The organism is Salinicola tamaricis (assembly GCF_003006155.1).
Classification (GTDB): domain Bacteria; phylum Pseudomonadota; class Gammaproteobacteria; order Pseudomonadales; family Halomonadaceae; genus Salinicola; species Salinicola tamaricis.
Map to the genome: position 1 here is coordinate 1222226 of NZ_CP023559.1, position 19071 is coordinate 1241296.

Annotated in this window: 13 protein-coding genes, 2 tRNA genes and 8 pseudogenes; 4 read left to right on the forward strand and 19 right to left on the reverse strand. The window is 64.3% G+C overall.

The window, feature by feature from the left end:
* Nucleotides 1-18: 18 nt before the first annotated feature.
* The 3 genes from coaA to CN538_RS20845 all read left to right on the forward strand — a co-directional run bounded on the left by coaA (nucleotide 19) and on the right by CN538_RS20845 (nucleotide 2143).
* Nucleotides 19-975 carry a type I pantothenate kinase gene (gene coaA / locus CN538_RS05700; protein WP_106418824.1) on the forward strand — a complete coding sequence of 319 codons (957 nt, stop codon included), beginning with the start codon at nucleotides 19-21 and terminating at the stop codon, nucleotides 973-975.
* A gap of 146 nt (nucleotides 976-1121) precedes the next feature.
* Nucleotides 1122-1610 (forward strand): acyltransferase family protein, encoded by a 489-nt coding sequence (locus CN538_RS24120; protein WP_207233648.1) that lies wholly within the window; start codon nucleotides 1122-1124, stop codon nucleotides 1608-1610.
* Nucleotides 1517-2143 (forward strand): acyltransferase family protein, encoded by a 627-nt coding sequence (locus CN538_RS20845; protein WP_207233649.1) that lies wholly within the window; start codon nucleotides 1517-1519, stop codon nucleotides 2141-2143. The genes CN538_RS24120 and CN538_RS20845 overlap by 94 nt, the downstream gene beginning before the upstream one ends.
* Nucleotides 2144-2323: 180 nt before the next feature.
* On the opposite strand, the pseudogene pnp reads toward CN538_RS20845, so the two are convergent.
* The 19 genes and pseudogenes from pnp to rlmE all read right to left on the reverse strand — a co-directional run.
* A pseudogene (gene pnp / locus CN538_RS24125) lies at nucleotides 2324-3313 on the reverse strand (polyribonucleotide nucleotidyltransferase); the annotation flags it as partial.
* 236 nt (nucleotides 3314-3549) lie between these two features.
* A pseudogene (locus tag CN538_RS26000) lies at nucleotides 3550-3663 on the reverse strand (hypothetical protein); the annotation flags it as partial.
* Between the two features lie 172 nt (nucleotides 3664-3835).
* Nucleotides 3836-4399 (reverse strand): annotated as a pseudogene (locus tag CN538_RS24135) (polyribonucleotide nucleotidyltransferase); the annotation flags it as partial.
* A gap of 486 nt (nucleotides 4400-4885) precedes the next feature.
* Nucleotides 4886-5155 carry a 30S ribosomal protein S15 gene (gene rpsO, locus CN538_RS05715; protein ID WP_035476178.1) on the reverse strand — a complete coding sequence of 90 codons (270 nt, stop codon included), beginning with the start codon at nucleotides 5153-5155 and terminating at the stop codon, nucleotides 4886-4888.
* 141 nt (nucleotides 5156-5296) lie between these two features.
* The gene (gene truB / locus CN538_RS05720; protein ID WP_106418825.1) at nucleotides 5297-6223 is read right to left on the reverse strand and encodes a tRNA pseudouridine(55) synthase TruB; all 927 of its coding nucleotides are present in this window, start codon (nucleotides 6221-6223) and stop codon (nucleotides 5297-5299) included.
* Nucleotides 6223-6693 (reverse strand): 30S ribosome-binding factor RbfA, encoded by a 471-nt coding sequence (gene rbfA, locus CN538_RS05725; protein WP_106418826.1) that lies wholly within the window; start codon nucleotides 6691-6693, stop codon nucleotides 6223-6225. The genes truB and rbfA overlap by 1 nt, the downstream gene beginning before the upstream one ends.
* A gap of 45 nt (nucleotides 6694-6738) precedes the next feature.
* Nucleotides 6739-9269 (reverse strand): annotated as a pseudogene (infB, locus tag CN538_RS05730) (translation initiation factor IF-2).
* A 27-nt stretch (nucleotides 9270-9296) separates the two neighbouring features.
* A pseudogene (nusA, locus tag CN538_RS05735) lies at nucleotides 9297-10789 on the reverse strand (transcription termination factor NusA).
* 142 nt (nucleotides 10790-10931) lie between these two features.
* The gene (gene rimP, locus CN538_RS05740; protein WP_106418827.1) at nucleotides 10932-11393 is read right to left on the reverse strand and encodes a ribosome maturation factor RimP; all 462 of its coding nucleotides are present in this window, start codon (nucleotides 11391-11393) and stop codon (nucleotides 10932-10934) included.
* Nucleotides 11394-11552: 159 nt separating this feature from the next.
* A tRNA-Met gene (locus CN538_RS05745) sits at nucleotides 11553-11629 on the reverse strand.
* Nucleotides 11630-11747: 118 nt separating this feature from the next.
* A tRNA-Leu gene (locus CN538_RS05750) sits at nucleotides 11748-11834 on the reverse strand.
* A gap of 79 nt (nucleotides 11835-11913) precedes the next feature.
* Nucleotides 11914-12294 (reverse strand): preprotein translocase subunit SecG, encoded by a 381-nt coding sequence (secG, locus tag CN538_RS05755; RefSeq protein ID WP_106418828.1) that lies wholly within the window; start codon nucleotides 12292-12294, stop codon nucleotides 11914-11916.
* A gap of 4 nt (nucleotides 12295-12298) precedes the next feature.
* Nucleotides 12299-13045 (reverse strand): annotated as a pseudogene (gene tpiA / locus CN538_RS05760) (triose-phosphate isomerase).
* 86 nt (nucleotides 13046-13131) lie between these two features.
* Complete coding sequence (locus CN538_RS22055; protein WP_242495581.1) at nucleotides 13132-13275, reverse strand: hypothetical protein; 144 nt, start codon at nucleotides 13273-13275, stop codon at nucleotides 13132-13134.
* Complete coding sequence (locus CN538_RS22060) at nucleotides 13212-14192, reverse strand: phosphohexomutase domain-containing protein (RefSeq protein WP_340638274.1); 981 nt, start codon at nucleotides 14190-14192, stop codon at nucleotides 13212-13214. The genes CN538_RS22055 and CN538_RS22060 overlap by 64 nt, the downstream gene beginning before the upstream one ends.
* Nucleotides 14170-14505, reverse strand: a pseudogene (gene glmM / locus CN538_RS22065) (phosphoglucosamine mutase); the annotation flags it as partial. The gene CN538_RS22060 and the pseudogene glmM, both read right to left, overlap by 23 nt.
* On the reverse strand, nucleotides 14502-15365 hold the full coding sequence (gene folP, locus CN538_RS05770; protein WP_340638275.1) for a dihydropteroate synthase: 864 nt from the start codon (nucleotides 15363-15365) through the stop codon (nucleotides 14502-14504). The pseudogene glmM and the gene folP, both read right to left, overlap by 4 nt.
* A 201-nt stretch (nucleotides 15366-15566) precedes the next feature.
* Nucleotides 15567-17534 (reverse strand): ATP-dependent zinc metalloprotease FtsH, encoded by a 1968-nt coding sequence (gene ftsH / locus CN538_RS05775; protein WP_106418829.1) that lies wholly within the window; start codon nucleotides 17532-17534, stop codon nucleotides 15567-15569.
* Between the two features lie 250 nt (nucleotides 17535-17784).
* Nucleotides 17785-18444, reverse strand: coding sequence for a 23S rRNA (uridine(2552)-2'-O)-methyltransferase RlmE (gene rlmE, locus CN538_RS05780; protein WP_106418830.1), 660 nt, complete (start codon nucleotides 18442-18444; stop codon nucleotides 17785-17787).
* Nucleotides 18445-18724: 280 nt separating this feature from the next.
* On the opposite strand from rlmE, the pseudogene CN538_RS05785 reads away from it, so the two are divergent.
* Nucleotides 18725-19053: pseudogene (locus tag CN538_RS05785) on the forward strand (YhbY family RNA-binding protein).
* The last annotated feature ends 18 nt before the right edge of the window (nucleotides 19054-19071 follow it).

Consider the following 19071-nt stretch of genomic DNA (forward strand, 5'->3'; position numbering starts at 1 on the left):
CATGGTCAGAGACAGCCAATGAACCAACTGAGACCGGACCCGTTCTCACCCTACCAGTTCTATTCGGCGCAGCAGTGGGCTGCCTTTCGCGCCGACACGCCGCTGACGCTCGCTTCCGAAGAGGTACAGCGCCTGCGCTCGCTCAACGACCCGATCGATCTCGATGAGGTGCGGCGCATCTATCTGTCGCTGTCGCGGTTGCTCTCCTCCTACGTCGAGGCCAGCCAGCAGCTCTACGCCCAGCGCAAGCGCTTTCTCGACATCGACGACACCCAGAAGACGCCGTTCATCATCGGCCTGGCCGGGTCGGTCGCGGTAGGCAAGTCGACCACCGCGCGTATTCTCAAGGAGCTGCTGGCGCGCTGGCCGTCGAGCCCCAAGGTCGACCTGGTCACCACCGATGGCTTCCTTTACCCCAACGCGGTGCTCAAGGACAAGGCCTTGATGACCCGCAAGGGCTTCCCGGAGAGCTACGACATCGGTGCGCTGCTGCGTTTTCTCTCTTGGATCAAGGCGGGGGTGCGCAACGTCCAGGCACCGCTCTACTCGCACCTCACCTACGACGTGCGTGAGCGCGAGTTCCAGACCGTCGACCGCCCCGACATCCTGATCGTCGAGGGCATCAACGTGCTGCAGGTGCGCGACCTGCCCGAAGACGGCAAGATGGTGCCGTTCGTCTCCGACTTCTTCGACTTCTCGATCTACATCGACGCCGAAGAGCAGCATATCCACGACTGGTATCTGGAGCGCTTCAAGCTGCTGCGCCAGACCGCCTTCCAGAACCCCGACTCCTTCTTCCACCGCTATGCCCAGATCGGTGAGGCCGAGGCGCTGGAGATCGCCGAGGGGCTGTGGCGCGACATCAACCGCCGCAACCTGCGCGAGAACATCCTGCCGACCCGCCCGCGAGCCGATCTGATCCTGCGCAAGGGGCGCGATCATCTGGTCGAGCAGGTGGCACTGCGCAAGGTGTGAACCACACCAGGCTCGCCGACTCTGCAAACTTGCCGCACAGAACTTGTCCAGACATAGCGTTTTGTCAGCCTGTGTGACGGCGGCGAACTTTCGCCGCCGTTTCCCCTCGGATAGCTGTCAACTTTGGTCGAAGACAGGAAGGCGGGATGCTGGTTTCGGTTCAGGCGCTGCGCGCCCTGGCGGCGTGGATCGTCGTCTTTCACCACTTCATGCAGGTGTTCTTCGGCTTCCAGGCCGATAACTGGGTCGAGTATCTGCTCTCCACCCGCGGTCAGGTGGGGGTGGACATCTTCTTCGTCATCAGCGGCTTCGTGATCACCGTCTCGACCCGCGGCAAGCGGCTCTCGATGCCCCAGTTCCTGCTTCAGCGTTGCGCTATCGTGCCTGCCTACTGGCTGTATACCGCGATCACCGCCCTGGTGATCGTATTCACCAGCGACGTCATGCCGGAGTACGGCTTCAGTGTCATCGGGCTGATCAAGTCGCTGCTGTTCATCCCGCCGAGAACCCGGCCGGCTACGGCTACTACCCGATCCTGCCGGTGGGCTGGACGCTCAACTTCGAGATGCTGTTCTACCTGGTGTTCGCCGCCTCGCTGCTGCTGGCGCGGCCATGGCGGCTATGGGGGCTGGTGATCGCGATCGTGGCGATCAATACGCTGTTTGCCTCCCAGCCCTTCATCAGCAGCTTCTACAGCGACCCCATCATCTTCGAATTCCTGCTCGGCGTGGGTATCGGCGTCTACTACGCCCGCCACGGGCTGCCCACCGGGCGGCTATGGCCGCTGCTGCTGATCGGGCTCAGCGTGGCGACGCTACTCGCCTTCGACGACCCTTCCGGCGCTCAGCGCTTCTTCGCCTGGGGCCTGCCCAGCGCCCTACTGGTGATCGCCTGTATCGCGCTGGAGCCGCATATCGGCGACAACCGGGTGTTCAAGCGCATGGGCGACTGGTCCTACTCGACCTACCTGCTCCACGTCATCGTGCTGTGGTGCGGTAACTACCTGCTCACCCAACGCCTCGGGCTCGGGCCCTATCTCACCCTGGCGATCTGCCTGCCGATCATCGCGCTGCTCTCCTGGATCAGCTTCGAGCTGGTGGAGAAGCGCCTGTCGCGACGGATCAAGCGCTGGCTGCCGGCGCCCCGTGCCACTGCCGCTAGCGCCTGAGCTCGCAGGGTGCCCGCCAGGGATGGCCGGGCACAAAACATCGTCGGGAACGATTCTAGACGCCAAAGGCGGCCCGTAGGGTGCCCGCCAGGGATGGCCGGGCACAAAAACGCCCGGCCCGCATGAGGCGGGCCGGGCGTGGTCGAGCGAGCAGCGGGCGCCGGTGCGGCGCCCGGAGACTTACTCGGTGACGACGAGGGACGCCTCGAAGGCGGCCTGCTCTTCCGGGGTGATCTCCTTGATCGACAGCTTCACGCGGTTGCGGTTGTCGATATCGAGCACCTTGACCGTCACTTCCTGGCCTTCGCTCAGGTAGTCCTTCACGTCGTTGACGCGCTCCGGCACGATCTGCGAGATGTGCACCAGGCCGTCGGTACCCGGCATGAAGTTGACAAAGGCGCCGAAGTCGGCCAGACGCACCACCTTACCGCGGTAGAGCTTGCCGATCTCGGCTTCGGCGGTGATCGCCTCGACGCTGTCGATGGCACGCTTGGCCGCGGCGCGGTCTTCGGCGTAGATGCGCACGGTGCCGTCGTCGTCGATGTCGATGGAGGCGCCGGTCTCTTCGCAGATACCACGAATGGTAGCGCCGCCCTTACCGATGACGTCACGGATCTTGTCCGGATCGATCTTGATCGTCTGCATCGCCGGGGCATAGTCGGAGACGTCGTTGCGGCTCTCGGCGATGACTGCGTTCATCTTGTCGAGGATCTCGATACGCGCCTGATGTGCCTGGGAGAGCGCGGTCTCCATGATCTCTTCGTTGATGCCCTCGATCTTGATGTCCATCTGCAGTGCGGTCACGCCCTGGGCGGAACCGGCCACCTTGAAGTCCATGTCGCCGAGGTGATCTTCATCGCCCAGGATGTCGGTGAGCACGGCGAAACCGTCATCGTCCTTGACCAGACCCATGGCGATACCCGCGACCGGCGCCTTGATCGGCACGCCAGCGTCCATCAGCGCCAGCGAGGTGCCGCAGACGGAAGCCATCGAGCTGGAGCCGTTGGACTCGGTGATCTCCGAGACCACGCGGATAGTGTACGGGAAGTCGTCTTCGCTCGGCAGCATCGCCTGCACGCCACGGCGCGCCAGCCGGCCATGACCGATCTCGCGGCGCTTGGGGCCACCCATGAAGCCGGCTTCGCCGACGCTGTAGGGGGGAAGTTGTAGTGCAGCAGGAAACGATCCTTGCGCTCCCCTTCCAGCGACTCGATCAGTTGGGCGTCACGCAGCGTGCCCAGAGTGGCGATGACCACGGCCTGGGTCTCGCCGCGGGTGAATAGCGCCGAGCCATGGGTCCGCGGCAGCACACCGACCTTGACGTCGAGCGGACGCACGGTCTTGTGGTCGCGGCCATCGATACGCGGCTCGCCGGCGATGACGCGACGCCGCACGGTGTGCTTCTCGAGGCTGGCCAGGGCACCGCTCACCTCGTCGGCGCTGAACTGCGGGCTGTCGCCAGCGGCGAACTGGGCCAGCGCATCGCTGCGGATCGCGGCCAGGGCATCCTGACGCGCCATCTTGTCGGTGATGCGATAAGCCTCGCCGATCTTGGCTTCGAAAGGCGCCGGCGATGGCGCTCTTGAGGGCGGCGTTGTCTGCCGCCGGCTGCCAGTCCCACTTGGGCTTGCCGGCTTCCTGGGCGAATGCCTTGATCGCGTCTACCGCGACCTGCATCTCCTGGTGAGCGTAGAGCACGCCGCCGAGCATTTCGTCTTCGCTCAGCTCCTTGGCCTCGGACTCGACCATCAGTACCGCCTTGTCGGTACCGGCGACGACCATGTTGAGCTCGGTGGTGGCGAGCTCATCCACCTTGGGATTGAGGAAGTAGCCACGCGACTCGGTGAAACCGACACGGGCGGCGCCGATCGGGCCGTTGAACGGCAGCCCGGAGATCGCCAGCGCGGCCGAGGTGCCGAGCATCGCAGCGATGTCCGGGTCCTGGTTACGGTCGGCGGAGAGTACGGTACAGATGACCTGGACTTCGTTCATGAAGCCCTTGGGAAACAGCGGACGGATCGGGCGGTCGATCAGACGCGAGGTCAGCGTCTCTTTCTCGGTGGGGCGCCCTTCACGCTTGAAGAAGCCGCCGGGGATCTTGCCGACCGAGTAAGTCTTCTCCTGGTAGTGCACGGAGAGCGGAAAAAAGTCCTGGCCGGGCTTGAGATCCTTGCGGCCGACGACGGTACACAGCACCACGGTGTCATCCATGGTGACCAGCACGGCGCCGGTAGCCTGACGGGCGACGCGCCCGGTTTCGAGAGTGACGGTGCTGGCACCGTACTGGAAGGTGGTTTCGACCGATTCACGGGTATTCCTTCAACTTGTCGGATTCATGTGGGTCTTTTGACTCGGCGACCATTCTAGGCTTTCGCGCTGGCGAGAGCTACCGACGTCGCCCGCGTGTCACGCGCTACACAGACGCAAGAAGCCGCCGTGGAAAGCGCATGTCAAACCCTTTGCCGATGGGCGCCGGAGGCAGGACGAAGCGAGAGTCCTTTGCCATGGATGGCAAAGGTAGCGCACAGGGATGTGTTTACAGCGCCCTCGCGCAGTCCTGCCGCCGGGAAAGCCCATCCAGCCTGGTGTGAAAGGTGTTTCAAGGAAAAGACGGAAGAGAGGGGCGAAGTGATGCCTCTGGTGCGACGCAGGACCCCAGCACGGACATAAAAAAACAGGCAATCCCGAAAGGGATTGCCTGTCTCGAACACGCGCTGCCAGCAAGCGTGCCGGCAGCCGGTATCAGCGACGCAGACCGAGCTTCTTGATCAGCGACTGATAGCGGTCGAAGTCCTTGCCCTTGAGGTAGTCCAGCAGCTTGCGGCGCTGGTTGACCATGCGGATCAGACCACGACGGGAGTGGTGATCCTGCTTGTGATCCTTGAAGTGGCTCTGCAGGCCATCGATGTTGGCGCTCAGCAGGGCAACCTGCACTTCCGGGGAACCGGTGTCGTTTTCACCCTGGCCGAACTCCTTGACGATTTCGGCTTTCTTCTCGGCAGTCAGTGCCATGAAACACTCTCCTAAGCAATATGCTTGAGTGATGAATGTCGGAGACCACGCATATTTGCAGTCTCCCGATGATCGCCGGAGCGAACTCCAGCGTGTGGCGTCGAGCCAGGCTCGCCGCCGTTGCCACCCTGGCGTCGGAACTCAGCCCGACGCCAGAGCCGCGGTATCGACCAGGCGCTTGGGCGCGATCTCCGTCGCCCCGGTCGCCTCGACCAGCCCCAGAAAGGCGTGGTCGAGATAGAGTCTCGCCGTAGTGCCGGGCACCAGCGTGCCGGCGGCCACCGCGGCGCGCTGCCCGTGAAGCAGGCGATCAGCAGTCTCGGCGGCCACCGCGAGCGGTGGCAGATGGTCGAGCATCGCATCGGCCGGCAGCAGCTGTGCCAGCCGCGTGTCGTCGTCCATCGCCTCGAGCGCTGCGAGCGTCACCCGGTTCGCGCTGTCGAAAGGTCCTGTCTGCAGCCGCTCCAGCGCCGTGATATGCGCGCCGAAACCGGCTTCGCGGCCGATATCCTCGGCCAGCGTGCGGATATAGGTACCCTTGCTACAGCGCACCTCGAGCCAGAAGCCATCGGGCTCCCAGCCGAGCGGCCGAATATCATACACCGTCACGCGGCGCGGCGCACGTGCCACCGTCTTGCCTTCCCGCGCCAGCTCGTAGAGCTTGCGCCCCTGATGCTTGAGCGCGGAGTACATCGGCGGCACCTGCTCGATCTCGCCGCGAAAGCGTGCGAGCAGCGCCTCGATGGCCTCGCGGTCCAGCCGTTCGGGGAGCGGCTGACGTGCGATCACTTCGCCTTCGGCATCGCCGGTGTCGGTGATCTCACCCAGCTTGACCCGGGTACGATAGACCTTGTCGGCCTCCAGCAGGTGCGCGGAGAATTTGGTCGCCTCGCCGAGGCAGATCGGCAGCAGCCCGGTTGCCATCGGATCCAGCGTACCGGTGTGCCCCGCCTTACGCGCCTGATAGAGGCGTCGAACCCGCTGCAGCGCATGGTTGCTGGACATGCCCTGGGGCTTGTCCAGCAGCAGCACGCCATCGATCGGCAGGCCCTTGCGACGCCTGGCCATCAGCGTGGCTCTCCATCACCCCGCTGAGGCTCTCCATCACCCCGCTGCGAGGCGTCATCGTCCCGCTGCGAGGCGTCATCCTCGGACGACGCGTCGTCAGCCGCGTCTTGACGCTTGTCACTGGCCACCGCTTCGTCGATCAGCGCCGAGAGGTGATGGCCGCGCAGCACGCTTTCGTCGTAGTGGAAGCGCAGCTCCGGCACGTGACGCAGCTTGATGCGACGCGCGATCTGCGAGCGCAGGAAGCCGGCCGCACGCTTGAGCACGCCCAAGTTCTCGCGCACCCGCTCGGCGTCGTTCTCGCCCAGCAGGGTGACGAAGACATCGGCGTAGCCGAGATCCCGGCTGACCTTCACCGAGCTGACGGTGACCATGCCCAGCCGCGGATCCTTGATCTCACGCTGGATCAGCACGGCCAGCTCCTGCTGGAGCTGGTCGGCGACCCGGTCGGTTCGTTTGAATTCGCGCATCGTTAGCTCCGTGGCCCCGGAGGCCGTGCCTCCGGGGATCGCCGCTTACAGCGAACGTTCGACCTTGACCTGATCGAAGACCTCGATCTTGTCGCCGACCTGAACGTCGTTGTAGTTCTTGACGCCGATACCGCACTCCATGCCGTTACGCACTTCGTTGACGTCATCCTTGAAGCGACGCAGGGACTCCAGATCGCCTTCGTAGATGACCACGTTGTCGCGCAGGACACGGATCTTCTTGTTGCGGTGGACGGTGCCCTCGATGACCATACAGCCAGCGATCGCGCCGATCTTCGGCGCCTTGAACACGTCGCGCACTTCGGCGATACCGACGATCTTCCTTCCACTCCGGTGCCAGCATGCCGCTCATGGCCTGCTTGACCTCGTCGATGAGCTGGTAGATGACGCTGTAGTAGCGCAGATCCAGCCCTTCACGCTCGACGATCTCCCGCGCGGAGGCATCGGCACGCACGTTGAAGCCGACCAGAATCGCCTCGCTGGCGAGCGCCAGGTTGGCATCGGTGCCGGTGATACCACCGACCCCGGAGGAGACCACGGCGACCTGGACTTCGTCGGTGGAGAGCTCTTCCAGTGCGCCACGGATCGCTTCCAGCGAGCCCTGGACGTCGGCCTTGAGCACGACGTTGACCTTGGCCACCTCGTCCTGGCCCATCTGGCTGAACATGTTCTCCAGCTTGGCCTTCTGCTGCCGCGCCAGGCGCACTTCACGGTATTTGCCCTGACGGAAGTTGGCGATCTCGCGCGCCTTCTTCTCATCACTCAGCACCATGAAGTCTTCGCCGGCTTCCGGCGTACCGTCGAGGCCCTGGATCTCCACCGGCATCGACGGGCCCACCGACTCGACCTGCTGGCCGAGTTCGTTGGTCAGCGCACGCACGCGGCCGTAGTGCAGGCCAGCGAGTACGATGTCACCGCGGCTCAGGGTACCGTTCTGGACCAGCACGGTGGCGACCGGACCGCGACCGCGATCGAGTCGCGACTCGACCACCACACCCTTGCCGGGCGCTTCGGGAACGGCCTTGAGCTCGAGCACTTCGGAGACCAGCAGCACGGACTCGAGCAGCTGATCGATGCCGTCACCGGTCTTGGCCGAGACGGGCACGAACTGAGTGTCGCCGCCCCACTCTTCCGAGATCACGCCGTGCTGGGAGAGTTCGTTGCGGATGCGGTCGAGGTCGGCACCCTCTTTGTCGATCTTGTTGATCGCCACCACCAGCGGCACACCGGCCGCCTTGGCGTGTTCGACCGCCTCGATCGTCTGCGGCATCACGCCGTCGTCGGCAGCCACCACCAGGATGACCACGTCGGTAGCCTGGGCACCGCGGGCACGCATGGCGGTAAAGGCCGCGTGTCCGGGGGTGTCGAGGAAGGTCCACACCGCCGTGCTCGCCTTCGACGTGGTAAGCGCCGATGTGCTGGGTGATCCCACCGGCTTCACCGGTCGCCACCTTGGTGCGACGGATGAAGTCGAGCAGCGAGGTCTTGCCGTGGTCGACGTGACCCATCACCGTCACGACCGGCGAACGGGTGATCTCGTCGCCCTCGTAGGAGATGTTCTCGAGCACTTCGGTCTCGAGCGCATCTTCCTTGACCAGACGCGGCTTGTGGCCCATCTCTTCGACCACGATCGCAGCCGTGTCCTGGTCGATGGTCTGGTTGATGGTCACCGCCGCGCCCATGCTGAACATGGCCTTGATCACTTCGTTGGCCTTGATCGACATCTTGTCGGCGAGCTCGGCCACGCTGATCGACTCGGGGATCGCCACTTCACGCACGATCGGCTGAGTCGGCTTCTGGAAACCGTGCTGGTTGTCGCCACGCCCACGGCGGGTACCACGACGCTCGGCACGCTTGACCTTCTTGCCACCGCGGCGCCGCTCGCCACGATCGTCGTCGTCATCGCGACGGCCACGCCGGGTGCTGTCGCGCTCCTTCTCCTTCTTGGGATGCGCGCGACGGTTGTCGGTACGCTGCTCCTTGGGCGGCGGCTCGACGAACGGCTGGCTGTTGGAAACCGGCTCCACGTCCTCGACCTGCGGCTCCTGGGGGATATCATCACCCGGGGCGGCGGGGGCCGGCGACGGTGCGGCTGCCTTGTTGGAGCTCTCCTGGCCAGCGCTCTCGGCGGCCGCTGCCTTCGCGGCCGCTTCGGCGTGCGCCTGCTGCTCGGCCTGTTGCGCCTGCTGAGCCTGATGATCGGCCATATCGCCGACCAGCTGACGCGGACCGGACTCCTCGACCGGCGCCTCTTCGGCCGGCTCGGCGTCGCGCTTGACGTAGGTGCGCTTCTTGCGCACCTGCACCTCGATGGTCTTGCCACGCTCGCCCGAGCGAATCTTGCTGCGGGTGTTGCGCGTCAGCGTGATACGGTTGCGCGGACCCCGGCCCCCACCATGACTCTTGGTCAGGTGGTCGAGCAGGCGCTGCTTGTCTTCTTCGGATACGGCGTCACTCTCCTGCTTGTGCGGGAGGCCTGCATCTTTCATCTGTTCTAGCAAGCGGGAGACATCGCGTCCCACCTTGCCGGCAAACTCTTTTACGGTCATGTCTGACATTACGACCCTCCTGAACCCGTGACCACGTTACTCTTCGCTCTGAAACCAAGGCGCACGGGCAGTCATGATCAGTGCCGCTGCGCGCTCCTCGTCCACGTCGTCGATATCCTTCAGATCCTCGATGGACTGTTCCGCAAGGTCCTCCATGGTGACGATGCCACGGCTGGCGAGAATGAATGCCAGGTGGCGGTCCATGCCGTCCATCGTGAGAAGGTCTTCGGCGGGCTGAGCGCCGTCCAGTTCCTCTTCCGAGGCGATAGCCAGGTTGAGCAGCTCATCCTTGGCCCTTGCTCGCAGTTCCTCGATCAGATCCTCGTCGAACTCTTCGATCTCCAGCATCTCCTCGAGCGGCACGTAGGCCAGCTCCTCGATCGTCGTGAACCCTTCCTCGACCAGGATGCGGGCGACGTCTTCGTCGATCTCGAGATGGTTGATGAAATATTCGATCAGGCTGTCGACTTCCTGCTCGCGCTTACCCTCGGCCTCGTCCACGGTCATGACGTTGAGCGTCCAGCCCGTCAGCTCGCTGGCGAGCCGCACGTTCTGACCGCTGCGACCGATGGCCTGAGCGAGGTTGTCCTCGGCGACGGCGACGTCCATCGAATGGGCGTCTTCATCGACGAGAATGGAAGCGACTTCCGCCGGCGCCATGGCGTTGATCACCAGTTGGGCGGGGTTGTCGTCCCATAGAATGATGTCCACGCGCTCGTTGCGCAGTTCGTTGGACACCGCTTGTACGCGCGAACCGCGCATACCGACGCAGGCACCGACCGGATCGATGCGCTTATCGTTGGTCTTGACCGCGATCTTGGCGCGGGCGCCCGGATCGCGCGCCGCGCCCTTGATCTCGATCAACTGCTCGGCGATCTCGGGCACCTCGATCTTGAACAGCTCGACCAGCATGCCGGGCTTGGTCCGTGACAGGATCAGCTGGGAGCCGCGGGCTTCTGGATCGACCTTCCACAGCAGCGCGCGCACGCGCTCGTTCATGCGGTAGCGCTCGCCGGGAATCATCTCGCCGCGCGGCAGGAAGCCTTCGGCATTCTCGCCCAGGTCGATGATGAGGCCATCGCGTGTCGTCTTCTTGACGATACCCGCGACCAGCTCGCCCTCGCGCTCGGCGTACTGCTTGACGATCTGCGCCCGCTCGGCCTCGCGCACCTTCTGCACGATGACCTGCTTGGCGGTCTGCGCCGCGATGCGGCCGAAAGCCACCGACTCGATCTGCTCTTCGACGACGTCGCCGAGGGCCAGCGGCGGATCGCGCTGTTCGGCTTCGACAGCGGGATCTCGCGCTCTTCGCTGAGATACTCTTCGTCTTCGACCACGGTCCAGCGGCGGAAGGTGTCGTACTCACCGGTGCGCCGGTCGATCTCGACCCGAACGCTCACGTCCTGACCTTCGAAACGCTTGCGCGAGGCGCTCGCGAGCGCCGCCTCGACGGCTTCGAAGATCACGTCTCGGGGAACGCTCTTCTCGTTGGAGATGGCGTCAACGACCAGCAGTATCTCTTTGCTCATGCCTATGCCTCGCCGAAAAACCGGTTCTGTGGAAACGCCTTGCTCGCATCGAAGCGTGGATCGGGCGCCTCTTCTTGTGATCGATGGGTGGTGTCGACAGCGCGATCGGCGGCTACCGATCCACCGACAGTGATGTTCGGCGTCAGTCGTCGAACTGCGGCACGACGCGCGCTTGATCGATGCTCTCGATGGGGAAGCAGTACTCTTCACCATCAATCTGCAGCAGCACGTCATCATCCTCGACGCCGGCCAGCAGTCCCTGGAACTTGCGTCGGCCATCGAACGCCGTGCGCAGCTTCAGCTGCACGACGTGGCCACGAAAACGCGAGAAGTGATCCAGGGTATAGAGCGGGCGGTCGAGCCCGGGAGAGGAGACTTCCAGGCTGTAATGGCTCGTGATCGGATCCTCGACATCGAGCACACCGCTCACCTGGCGGCTGACATCGGCGCAGTCGTCCACCGAGATACCGTTGGGGCTATCGATGAAGATCATCAACTTGGAGTGCTTGCCTTGAGCCAGATACTCCAGGCCCCACAGCTCGAAACCCATGGCAGTGACCACGGGTTCGATGATCGCATATAGTGCTGCGTCCTTGGTGACCACAGACGACTCCTACAGCAGTTGCATCAGGCACCTGACCGGGAGTTGAGAGACATGCAAGGTGCTAGGTGGCTGACTGACGTTGGCGTCAGCAGGCTAAGTTGAGAACGACAAAGCCGCTAACAAAAAGCCCCTTCTCTTGAAGGGGCCTTTCAAAAAACTTGGTAGCGGGGGCCGGATTTGAACCGACGACCTTCGGGTTATGAGCCCGACGAGCTACCAGACTGCTCCACCCCGCAACATCAGGTTGGCGATTATAGGAACGGCTCCGCGATGGGTCAAGGAGCGCTGCTATTCACGCGATCAACCAGTTTCGTTCAGAGGTCTGGAATCCAGATCGATTCCCAGGCTTGACGATGGTGCCGAAGGCGGGACTTGAACCCGCACGACCGTAAGGTCACTACCCCCTCAAGATAGCGTGTCTACCAATTCCACCACTTCGGCATCAGGGGAGTGTCACGCCCGAAAGCGTTGACACCAACTCGCAAGCCTACACTTGGCACTCACGAGTTTTCCTTCTCACTCAAGGATTTGACGATTTTTGCGGCGCCCCTTCCTCGAGTGCTGGCGCAGCATTATTCCCGGTTTGATCGCCGTCGTCAAGGGTCGGCGCGCCATTATGTTGCTGCTCGATCACCTGGGCGTCAGGAATGCCGCTCTGCGGCGCGCTGCTGGCGTTGGACGCAAAGTAGGCCAGCGCCAGCGAGGTGACGAAGAACAGCGCGGCCAGGCCACCGGTCAGCTTGGACAAGAAGCCACCGCTGCCGCGGGAGCCGAACACCGTCTGCGAGGAGCCACCGCCGAACGCCGCACCGGCCTCGGCGCCCTTGCCCTGCTGCAGCAGGACGAGCACCACCAGTGCGATGGCGATGAGTACGTGGATCATCAAAACTGCTATCTGCATGAAATCAACCTGCTGACTGACAAATCGCTATGAAATCGTCGACCTTGAGCGACGCACCGCCGATCAGGCCGCCGTCGATATCCTGCTGTGCGAGCAGCTCGGCGGCATTGCTCGCATTCATGCTCCCGCCGTAGAGCAGACGCAGCTCCGCGGCGAGTTCGCGGTCGAACCCCGCCTGATAGACGCGAATCGCCGCCATCACCTCTTGGGCCTGCATCGGGGTCGCCGTGCGCCCGGTACCGATCGCCCACACCGGCTCGTAGGCGATCGTCAGCAGACGTCGCTGCGCCGGCTCGAGCCGCGACATGACATAGCCCACCTGGCGCAGCACCACCTCTTCGGTGCGCCCGGCGTCGCGCTCTTCGAGCGTCTCACCGACGCATAAGATCGGACGGATGCCGATCCCCAGCGCCGCGATCACGCGATCGAACACCGCCGCGTCGTCCTCGCGATAGAGCTGACGCCGCTCGGAGTGACCGAGCACACCACTCGACGCCGAACTCCTTGAGCATCTGGCCGCTCACCTCACCGGTACGTGCGCCGGCGTGCAGCGGATTGAGCGTCTGCGCCCGAGCCCGATCGGCGTGGCGGCGAAGGCTTCCGACGCGGCCTGCAGATAGGGAAAGGGAGGATGGATCAGCACCTCGACCGACGCCGGCAGCGTCGTCTCGGCAAACGCCCGCGCGAAAGTCTCGACCAGCTCCGCTGAGCCATTCATCTTCCAGTTACCCGCGATCAGCGGCTTGCGCATGCTACCTCCCGTCGGTGGTGCGACATGGTATAAAAGCCTTGACAGCAAGACAACAAGAGAACTCGCGCCCCCTGCCGCTCAGGTGATCAGATTCTCGACGCTCGCCGCGATCCGCCCGGCCATCGCGGCGACGTCGAAGCGCGGACGCCCTTCCACCATGACCCAATCAGTGGTTCGGTGCCCGAGGGGCGCAGCAGCACTCGACCGCCATCACCGAGCTCCTGCTCCACCGCCGCACACTCTGGTGCAGCTCGGGGCTCTCCAACAGCGCCTTGGCATCGCTGCCGCCGGGCAGACGCACGTTGACCAGCGCCTGGGGGGCCTTCTCGAAACCCTCCAGCAACTGCGACAGGGTAGCACTTTCGCGCACCATCACCGCGAGCACCTGCAGCGCAGAGACGATACCGTCGCCGGTGGTCTGCACGTGGCGGCAGAGAATGTGCCCGGAAGATTCGCCCCCCAGCAGCCAGTCGTTGGCCAGCAGACGCTCGGTGACATAGCGGTCGCCGACCTTGGCGCGCTCGAACGGAATCCCCTGGCGCTCGAACGCCGCGGCCAGGCCGAAGTTGCTCATCAGGGTTCCCACCACGCCGCCGCGCAGCTTGTCACGGGCGTGCAGGTCGCGAGCGATGATATAGAGGATCTCGTCGCCGTCGACCAGGGTACCGTCGGCACCGACCAGCAGCACGCGATCGCCGTCCCCATCGAAGGCGATACCGAGATCCGCCTCGCGCTCACGCACCGCCGCCTGCAGACGCTCGGGGTGGGTCGAGCCGACGCCGTTGTTGATGTTGAGGCCATCCGGCTCGGCACCGATCACACTGACATCGGCCCCCAGCTCGCGGAAGACGTTGGGCGCGATGTGATAGGTGGCGCCGTGGGCGCAGTCGAGCACGATGCGCAGGCCGTGCAGCTCGAGCCGATTGGGCACCGTCGACTTGCAGAACTCGATATAGCGTCCGGCAGCATCGTTGATGCGTACCGCACGCCCCAGGCGATGGGGCGCCATGGTCTCGAGCGGCTGGTCGAGCTCCGCCTCGATCTCCAGCTCGACCGCATCGGCAAGCTTGAGCCCCTCGGCAGAGAAAAAACTTGATGCCGTTGTCCTGATAGGGATTGTGCGAGGCCGAGATGACGATACCGGCATCGGCGCGGAAGGTCCGTGTCAGGTAAGCGATCCCCGGTGTGGGCATCGGCCCCAGCAGCGAAACATCCGCGCCCGCCGCCGACAGCCCGGCTTCCAGCGCCGACTCGAACTATAGCCCGAGATGCGCGTATCCTTGCCGATCACCACCTTGGGCCGCGGTGCCTGATGAGACTTCTGGCGCGTCTGCTGGTCGGCGATCCGGGGACAGCACCCGACCCATGGCCCAACCCAGCTTGAGAATGAAATCGGCGGTGATCGGCGCCTCGCCGACCGTGCCGCGAATACCGTCGGTACCGAAATAGCGTCTACTCATGGGCTCCTCGCTCCTGCAGTACTGCCCAAGCCATATCGAGCGTCGCGTGTGGGGGCGACGTCGTGCGCGCGCAGGATGCGCGCGCCACGCTCGAGCGCCATCACTGCCAGCGCCAACCCACCGGGAAGACGCTGGCTGACCTCACGCCCCAGCGCCTCGCCGATCATGCGCTTGCGCGACACCCCTACCAGCAGCGGCAGGTCGAGCGCGTCGAGTGCACTCAGCGGGTTGAGCAGTTGAAGATTGTGTTCCAGTGTCTTGGCGAAACCGAAGCCCGGGTCGATCAGCAGCCGCGCCCGCGGGATGCCCACCTGCTCGCAGGCGGCGACGCGCTGGCGCAGGAAGTCGATCACCGCGACCTCGATCGGCTCGGCATAGTGCGGCGCCTGCTGCATGGTCTGGGGCTCGCCCTGCATATGCATCAGACAGATCGGCAGCGCGCTCTGCGCCGCCGCGGCCAGGGCGCCATCACGGGTCAGCGCGCGCACGTCGTTGATCAACCCCGCCCCAGCCTGCGCCGCCTCGGTAATGATCTGCGGCGCGCTGGTATCCACCGACACCAGAGCGTCGAACTCTCGCACCAGCATCTCGACCACCGGCAGTACCCGCTCGCGCTCGGCATCGAGCGCCACCGGCTGCGCCCCGGGGCGGGTCGACTCGCCACCGACATCGATGATATCGGCGCCCTCGGCGAGCATGCGCTCGGCATGGCGCCGGGCATCGTCGAGGCGCTGGTGCCGGCCGCCATCGAAGAACGAATCCGGCGTGACGTTGAGAATCCCCATCACGCGGGGACGGGTAAGGTCGAGGAGGTGCTTGCCGCAGCGCAGCATCGATCCGGCGTGGGGCGTTTCCGTCATGGGCCTCGGCTCGCCAAGAAGCGGGAAAAAAGAGAATGGCTCGAAAAAAGAGAGTCACTCTAAGCAGCGCCGCCGCTGGACGCAAGCGCTGCGCTGCGAGACACAACTACTACAGCGCTGGCGAGTGCACTGGGCCGATAACGCAACAGGGCGCCGTATCGGCGCCCTGTTGCAAGAGGAACGGTGTAGATGGCGTCCGGTTCAGGAACCGGCGGGCCCGCCCAGCGGATCGGAAGGACGCCGGCTGCCCGGCTCCTCGTCCTTGGACTCGTCCTCGTCCGGCTGCACCTCGCTGTCGCCAACCGGCTCGCCAGTACCGGCGCTCGGCCCCTGATCGTCCCAGTCCTTCGGCGGGCGCGGCTTGCGTTCCTTCATGATGTCCTTGAGCTGATCGGCATCGATGGTCTCGTATTGCATCAGCGCTTCGGCCATCAGGTCCAGCTTGTCGCGGTTCTCCTCGAGGATCTTCTCCGCCGTGGTGTAGCACTCGTCGATGATGCGGCGGATCTCCTTGTCGAGACGCGTCGAGGTCTCGCCAGAGTTGAGCTTGCCGCCGCCCTGACCTGGGCCACCGAGGAACTGGTGCGACTCGTCCTCGTCGTACATCAGCGGTCCCATCTCGTCTGAGAGGCCCCACTTGGCCACCATGCTGTGAGCCAGCTCGGTCGCCCGCTTGATGTCGTTGGAGGCACCGGTGGTGACACCATTGGGCCCCAGCGTCATCTCCTCGGCGATGCGTCCGCCGAACAGCGAGCAGATCTGGCTGATGATCTGCTGGCGCGAGTAGCTGTAGCGATCCTCCAGCGGCAGGAACATGGTCACCCCCAGCGCACGACCGCGCGGGATGATGGTGACCTTGTAGACCGGATCGTGTTCCGGCATCAGCAGGCCGATGATGGCATGCCCGGACTCGTGGTAAGCCGTGTTGAGCTTCTCTTTCTCGGACATCACCATCGAACGCCGCTCGGCGCCCATCATGATCTTGTCCTTGGCCAGCTCGAGCTCCTCCATGCTCACGGTGCGACGATTGCGCCGAGCCGCGAACAGTGCCGCCTCGTTGACCAGGTTGGCCAGGTCGGCGCCCGAGAAGCCGGGCGTGCCGCGGGCAATGATGCTGGCCTTGACGCCGTCACCCATCGGCACCTTGCGCAGGTGCACGTTGAGGATGTGCTCACGCCCACGAATGTCGGGCAGCGGCACGGTGACCTGGCGGTCGAAGCGGCCCGGGCGCAGCAGCGCCGGGTCGAGCACGTCGGGACGGTTGGTAGCGGCGATCACGATGATACCGTCGTTGGCCTCGAAGCCGTCCATCTCGACCAGCAGCTGGTTGAGTGTCTGCTCACGCTCGTCGTGGCCGCCGCCCATGCCGGAGCCGCGATGACGGCCGACGGCATCGATCTCGTCGATGAAGATGATGCAGGGCGCCTGCTTCTTGGCCTGCTCGAACATGTCACGCACACGCGAGGCGCCGACACCCACGAACATCTCGACGAAGTCGGAACCGGAGATCGAGAAGAACGGCACCTTGGCCTCGCCGGCGATCGCCTTGGCCAGCAGCGTCTTGCCCGTTCCCGGCGGCCCCACCATCAGCACGCCACGGGGAATCTGACCGCCCAGACGCTGGAACTTGGAGGGGTCCTTGAGGAAGTCGACCAGCTCGACCACTTCCTCCTTGGCCTCGTCGCAGCCGGCGACGTCGGCGAAGGTAGTCTTGATCTGATCCTGGCTGAGCAGCTTGGCCTTGGACTTGCCGAAACTCATGGGGCCGCCGCGACCGCTGCCGCCGCCCTGCATCTGACGCATGAAGAAGAAAAAGATCCCCAAGATCAGCAGAATCGGGAAGCTGGCGATCAGCAGCCGCGTCCACAGGCTCTGCTCTTCCGGCTTCTTGCCGACCACGGTGACCTTGTGCGACAGCAGGTCATCCATCAGCTTGGGGTCCTGAGCGGCCGGCCGGATGGTCTGGAACTGGGTGCCGTCGCTGCGCTCGCCACTGATGGTATAGCCATCGATGGTCACGCTGCGCACCTGGTCGTTCTGCACCTGCTGCACGAATTGGGAGTAGCTCATCGTCTGCGGCGAGCTATCCACGCTGAAATTGTTGAACACCGTCAGCAGCACGGCTGCGATGACCAACCAGAGAATTAGATTCTTCGCCATGTCGTTCAAGACACCACCCTCATAGTACGAATCTCGCCGCCTGCGTCTGCCATGCTCTCGACCCTACCTCAGATGGGGGCTCGCGGCCATGCTTGCAAGCCGTGTCCGCGCGAAAGTCGGTCAGGTAGACACCACGTGTATCGGCCTGCCGAGGCGATGAATGCCGCCTCGAACCGGCCCTGAAATCTGCTGCACCCCGATACTGCCTGGCCTTTGCTCTCGATGGGCGCTCGTGCGCGAAGCCCGACCCGGGCGCTGTCTAACCCTTGAACCCCTGGGCCAGCAGGTAGACCTCACGCGACCGGGCCCGGGACGCCTCCGGCTTGCGCGTCACCACCTTGGTGAAACTGGCACGCAGCTCGCGCAGATAGTCATCGAAGCCCTCCCCCTGAAACACCTTGGCCAGGAAGTCGCCACCCGGCGAGAGCGTCTGCCGAGCCAGATCGAGCGCCAGTTCGACCAGGTACATCGCCTGCGGCTGATCGATCGCCGCCATGCCGCTCATGTTGGGCGCCATATCCGACAGCACCAGATCGACAGGACGTTCACCGAGCTCGGTCAGAATCGCCTCGAGCACGCTCTCTTCGGTGAAATCGCCCTGAATGAAACTGACCCCGGCCAGCGCATCCATCTCGAGAATGTCGGAGGCGATCACCACCCCTTCGGGGCCGACCTTCTCCGCCGCCACCTGGCTCCAACCGCCCGGCGCCGCACCCAGATCGATCACGCCCATTCCCGGGCGCAGCAGCGCGTCGCGCTGATCGAGCTCGAGCAGCTTGTAGCTGGCCCGCGAACGATAGCCATCCTTCCACGACTGCTGCACGTAGCGGTCGTCGAAGTGCTCTTTGAGCCAGCCGGCGCTGCTCTTGCTCTGCCGCGTCGCGGCGCCGGTCTTGCCTGGTGTCGAGGAGCGGGTCACGAATGGCCACCTGCAGATACGGAAAATAATGATGGAGCGATACGGGAGTCGGCCGCTGGAACGGTGCCACTAGGTGCTGCCGGACCACGCAACCAGAGGGGGAGAAGCCGGGTACAGCGGCCGGACACATGCCGGAATCGGCCGTGTCTCAGGGGCTTTGGCGCCTACCGCCTTTCCTGGCGCTGCCGAAACCCGTACCATGCGCGTTTCGACAGTGCGGTGGTGGGACCGATTGCAGCACCGCTAAATCTTATTAGTGAAGTCCAACGGTCAGGTTACCATGAGCTTGTCATCGGCACAAAAGAAAGCCTTTCGCAGCATCGGCCACCATCTCCAGCCCGTCGTCACCGTGAGCGAGAACGGTCTCGGCGAAGGCGCCCAGCAGGAACTCGAGCGAGCGCCCTGCGCGACCATGAGCTGATCAAGGTCAAGCTGGCGATTCCCGAACGCGAGGATCGCCAGGCGATGATCGAAGAGCTGATCGCCGTCTCCGGCGCGGAGCTGGTCCAGAGCCTGGGCAAGGTGGCACTGCTCTACCGCCACAACCCCAAGGCCAACCCCAAACTCTCCAACATCGCCCGCGCCGAGAACCACCACGGACGCCACTGAGCCCGACGCCCGCGAGCT

Excerpts from the sequence above, each read along its gene's own strand:
- CN538_RS24120 (WP_207233648.1), top strand. The coding sequence starts at position 1,122 with ATGCTGGTTTCGGTTCAGGCGCTGCGCGCCCTGGCGGCGTGGATCGTC.
- secG (WP_106418828.1), bottom strand. The coding sequence starts at position 12,294 with ATGCAGATAGCAGTTTTGATGATCCACGTACTCATCGCCATCGCACTG.
- rpsO (WP_035476178.1), bottom strand. The coding sequence starts at position 5,155 with ATGGCACTGACTGCCGAGAAGAAAGCCGAAATCGTCAAGGAGTTCGGC.
- rbfA (WP_106418826.1), bottom strand. The coding sequence starts at position 6,693 with ATGCGCGAATTCAAACGAACCGACCGGGTCGCCGACCAGCTCCAGCAG.
- truB (WP_106418825.1), bottom strand. The coding sequence starts at position 6,223 with ATGGCCAGGCGTCGCAAGGGCCTGCCGATCGATGGCGTGCTGCTGCTG.
- folP (WP_340638275.1), bottom strand. The coding sequence starts at position 15,365 with ATGACGGAAACGCCCCACGCCGGATCGATGCTGCGCTGCGGCAAGCAC.
- CN538_RS22060 (WP_340638274.1), bottom strand. The coding sequence starts at position 14,192 with ATGCCGGTATCGTCATCTCGGCCTCGCACAATCCCTATCAGGACAACG.
- coaA (WP_106418824.1), top strand. The coding sequence starts at position 19 with ATGAACCAACTGAGACCGGACCCGTTCTCACCCTACCAGTTCTATTCG.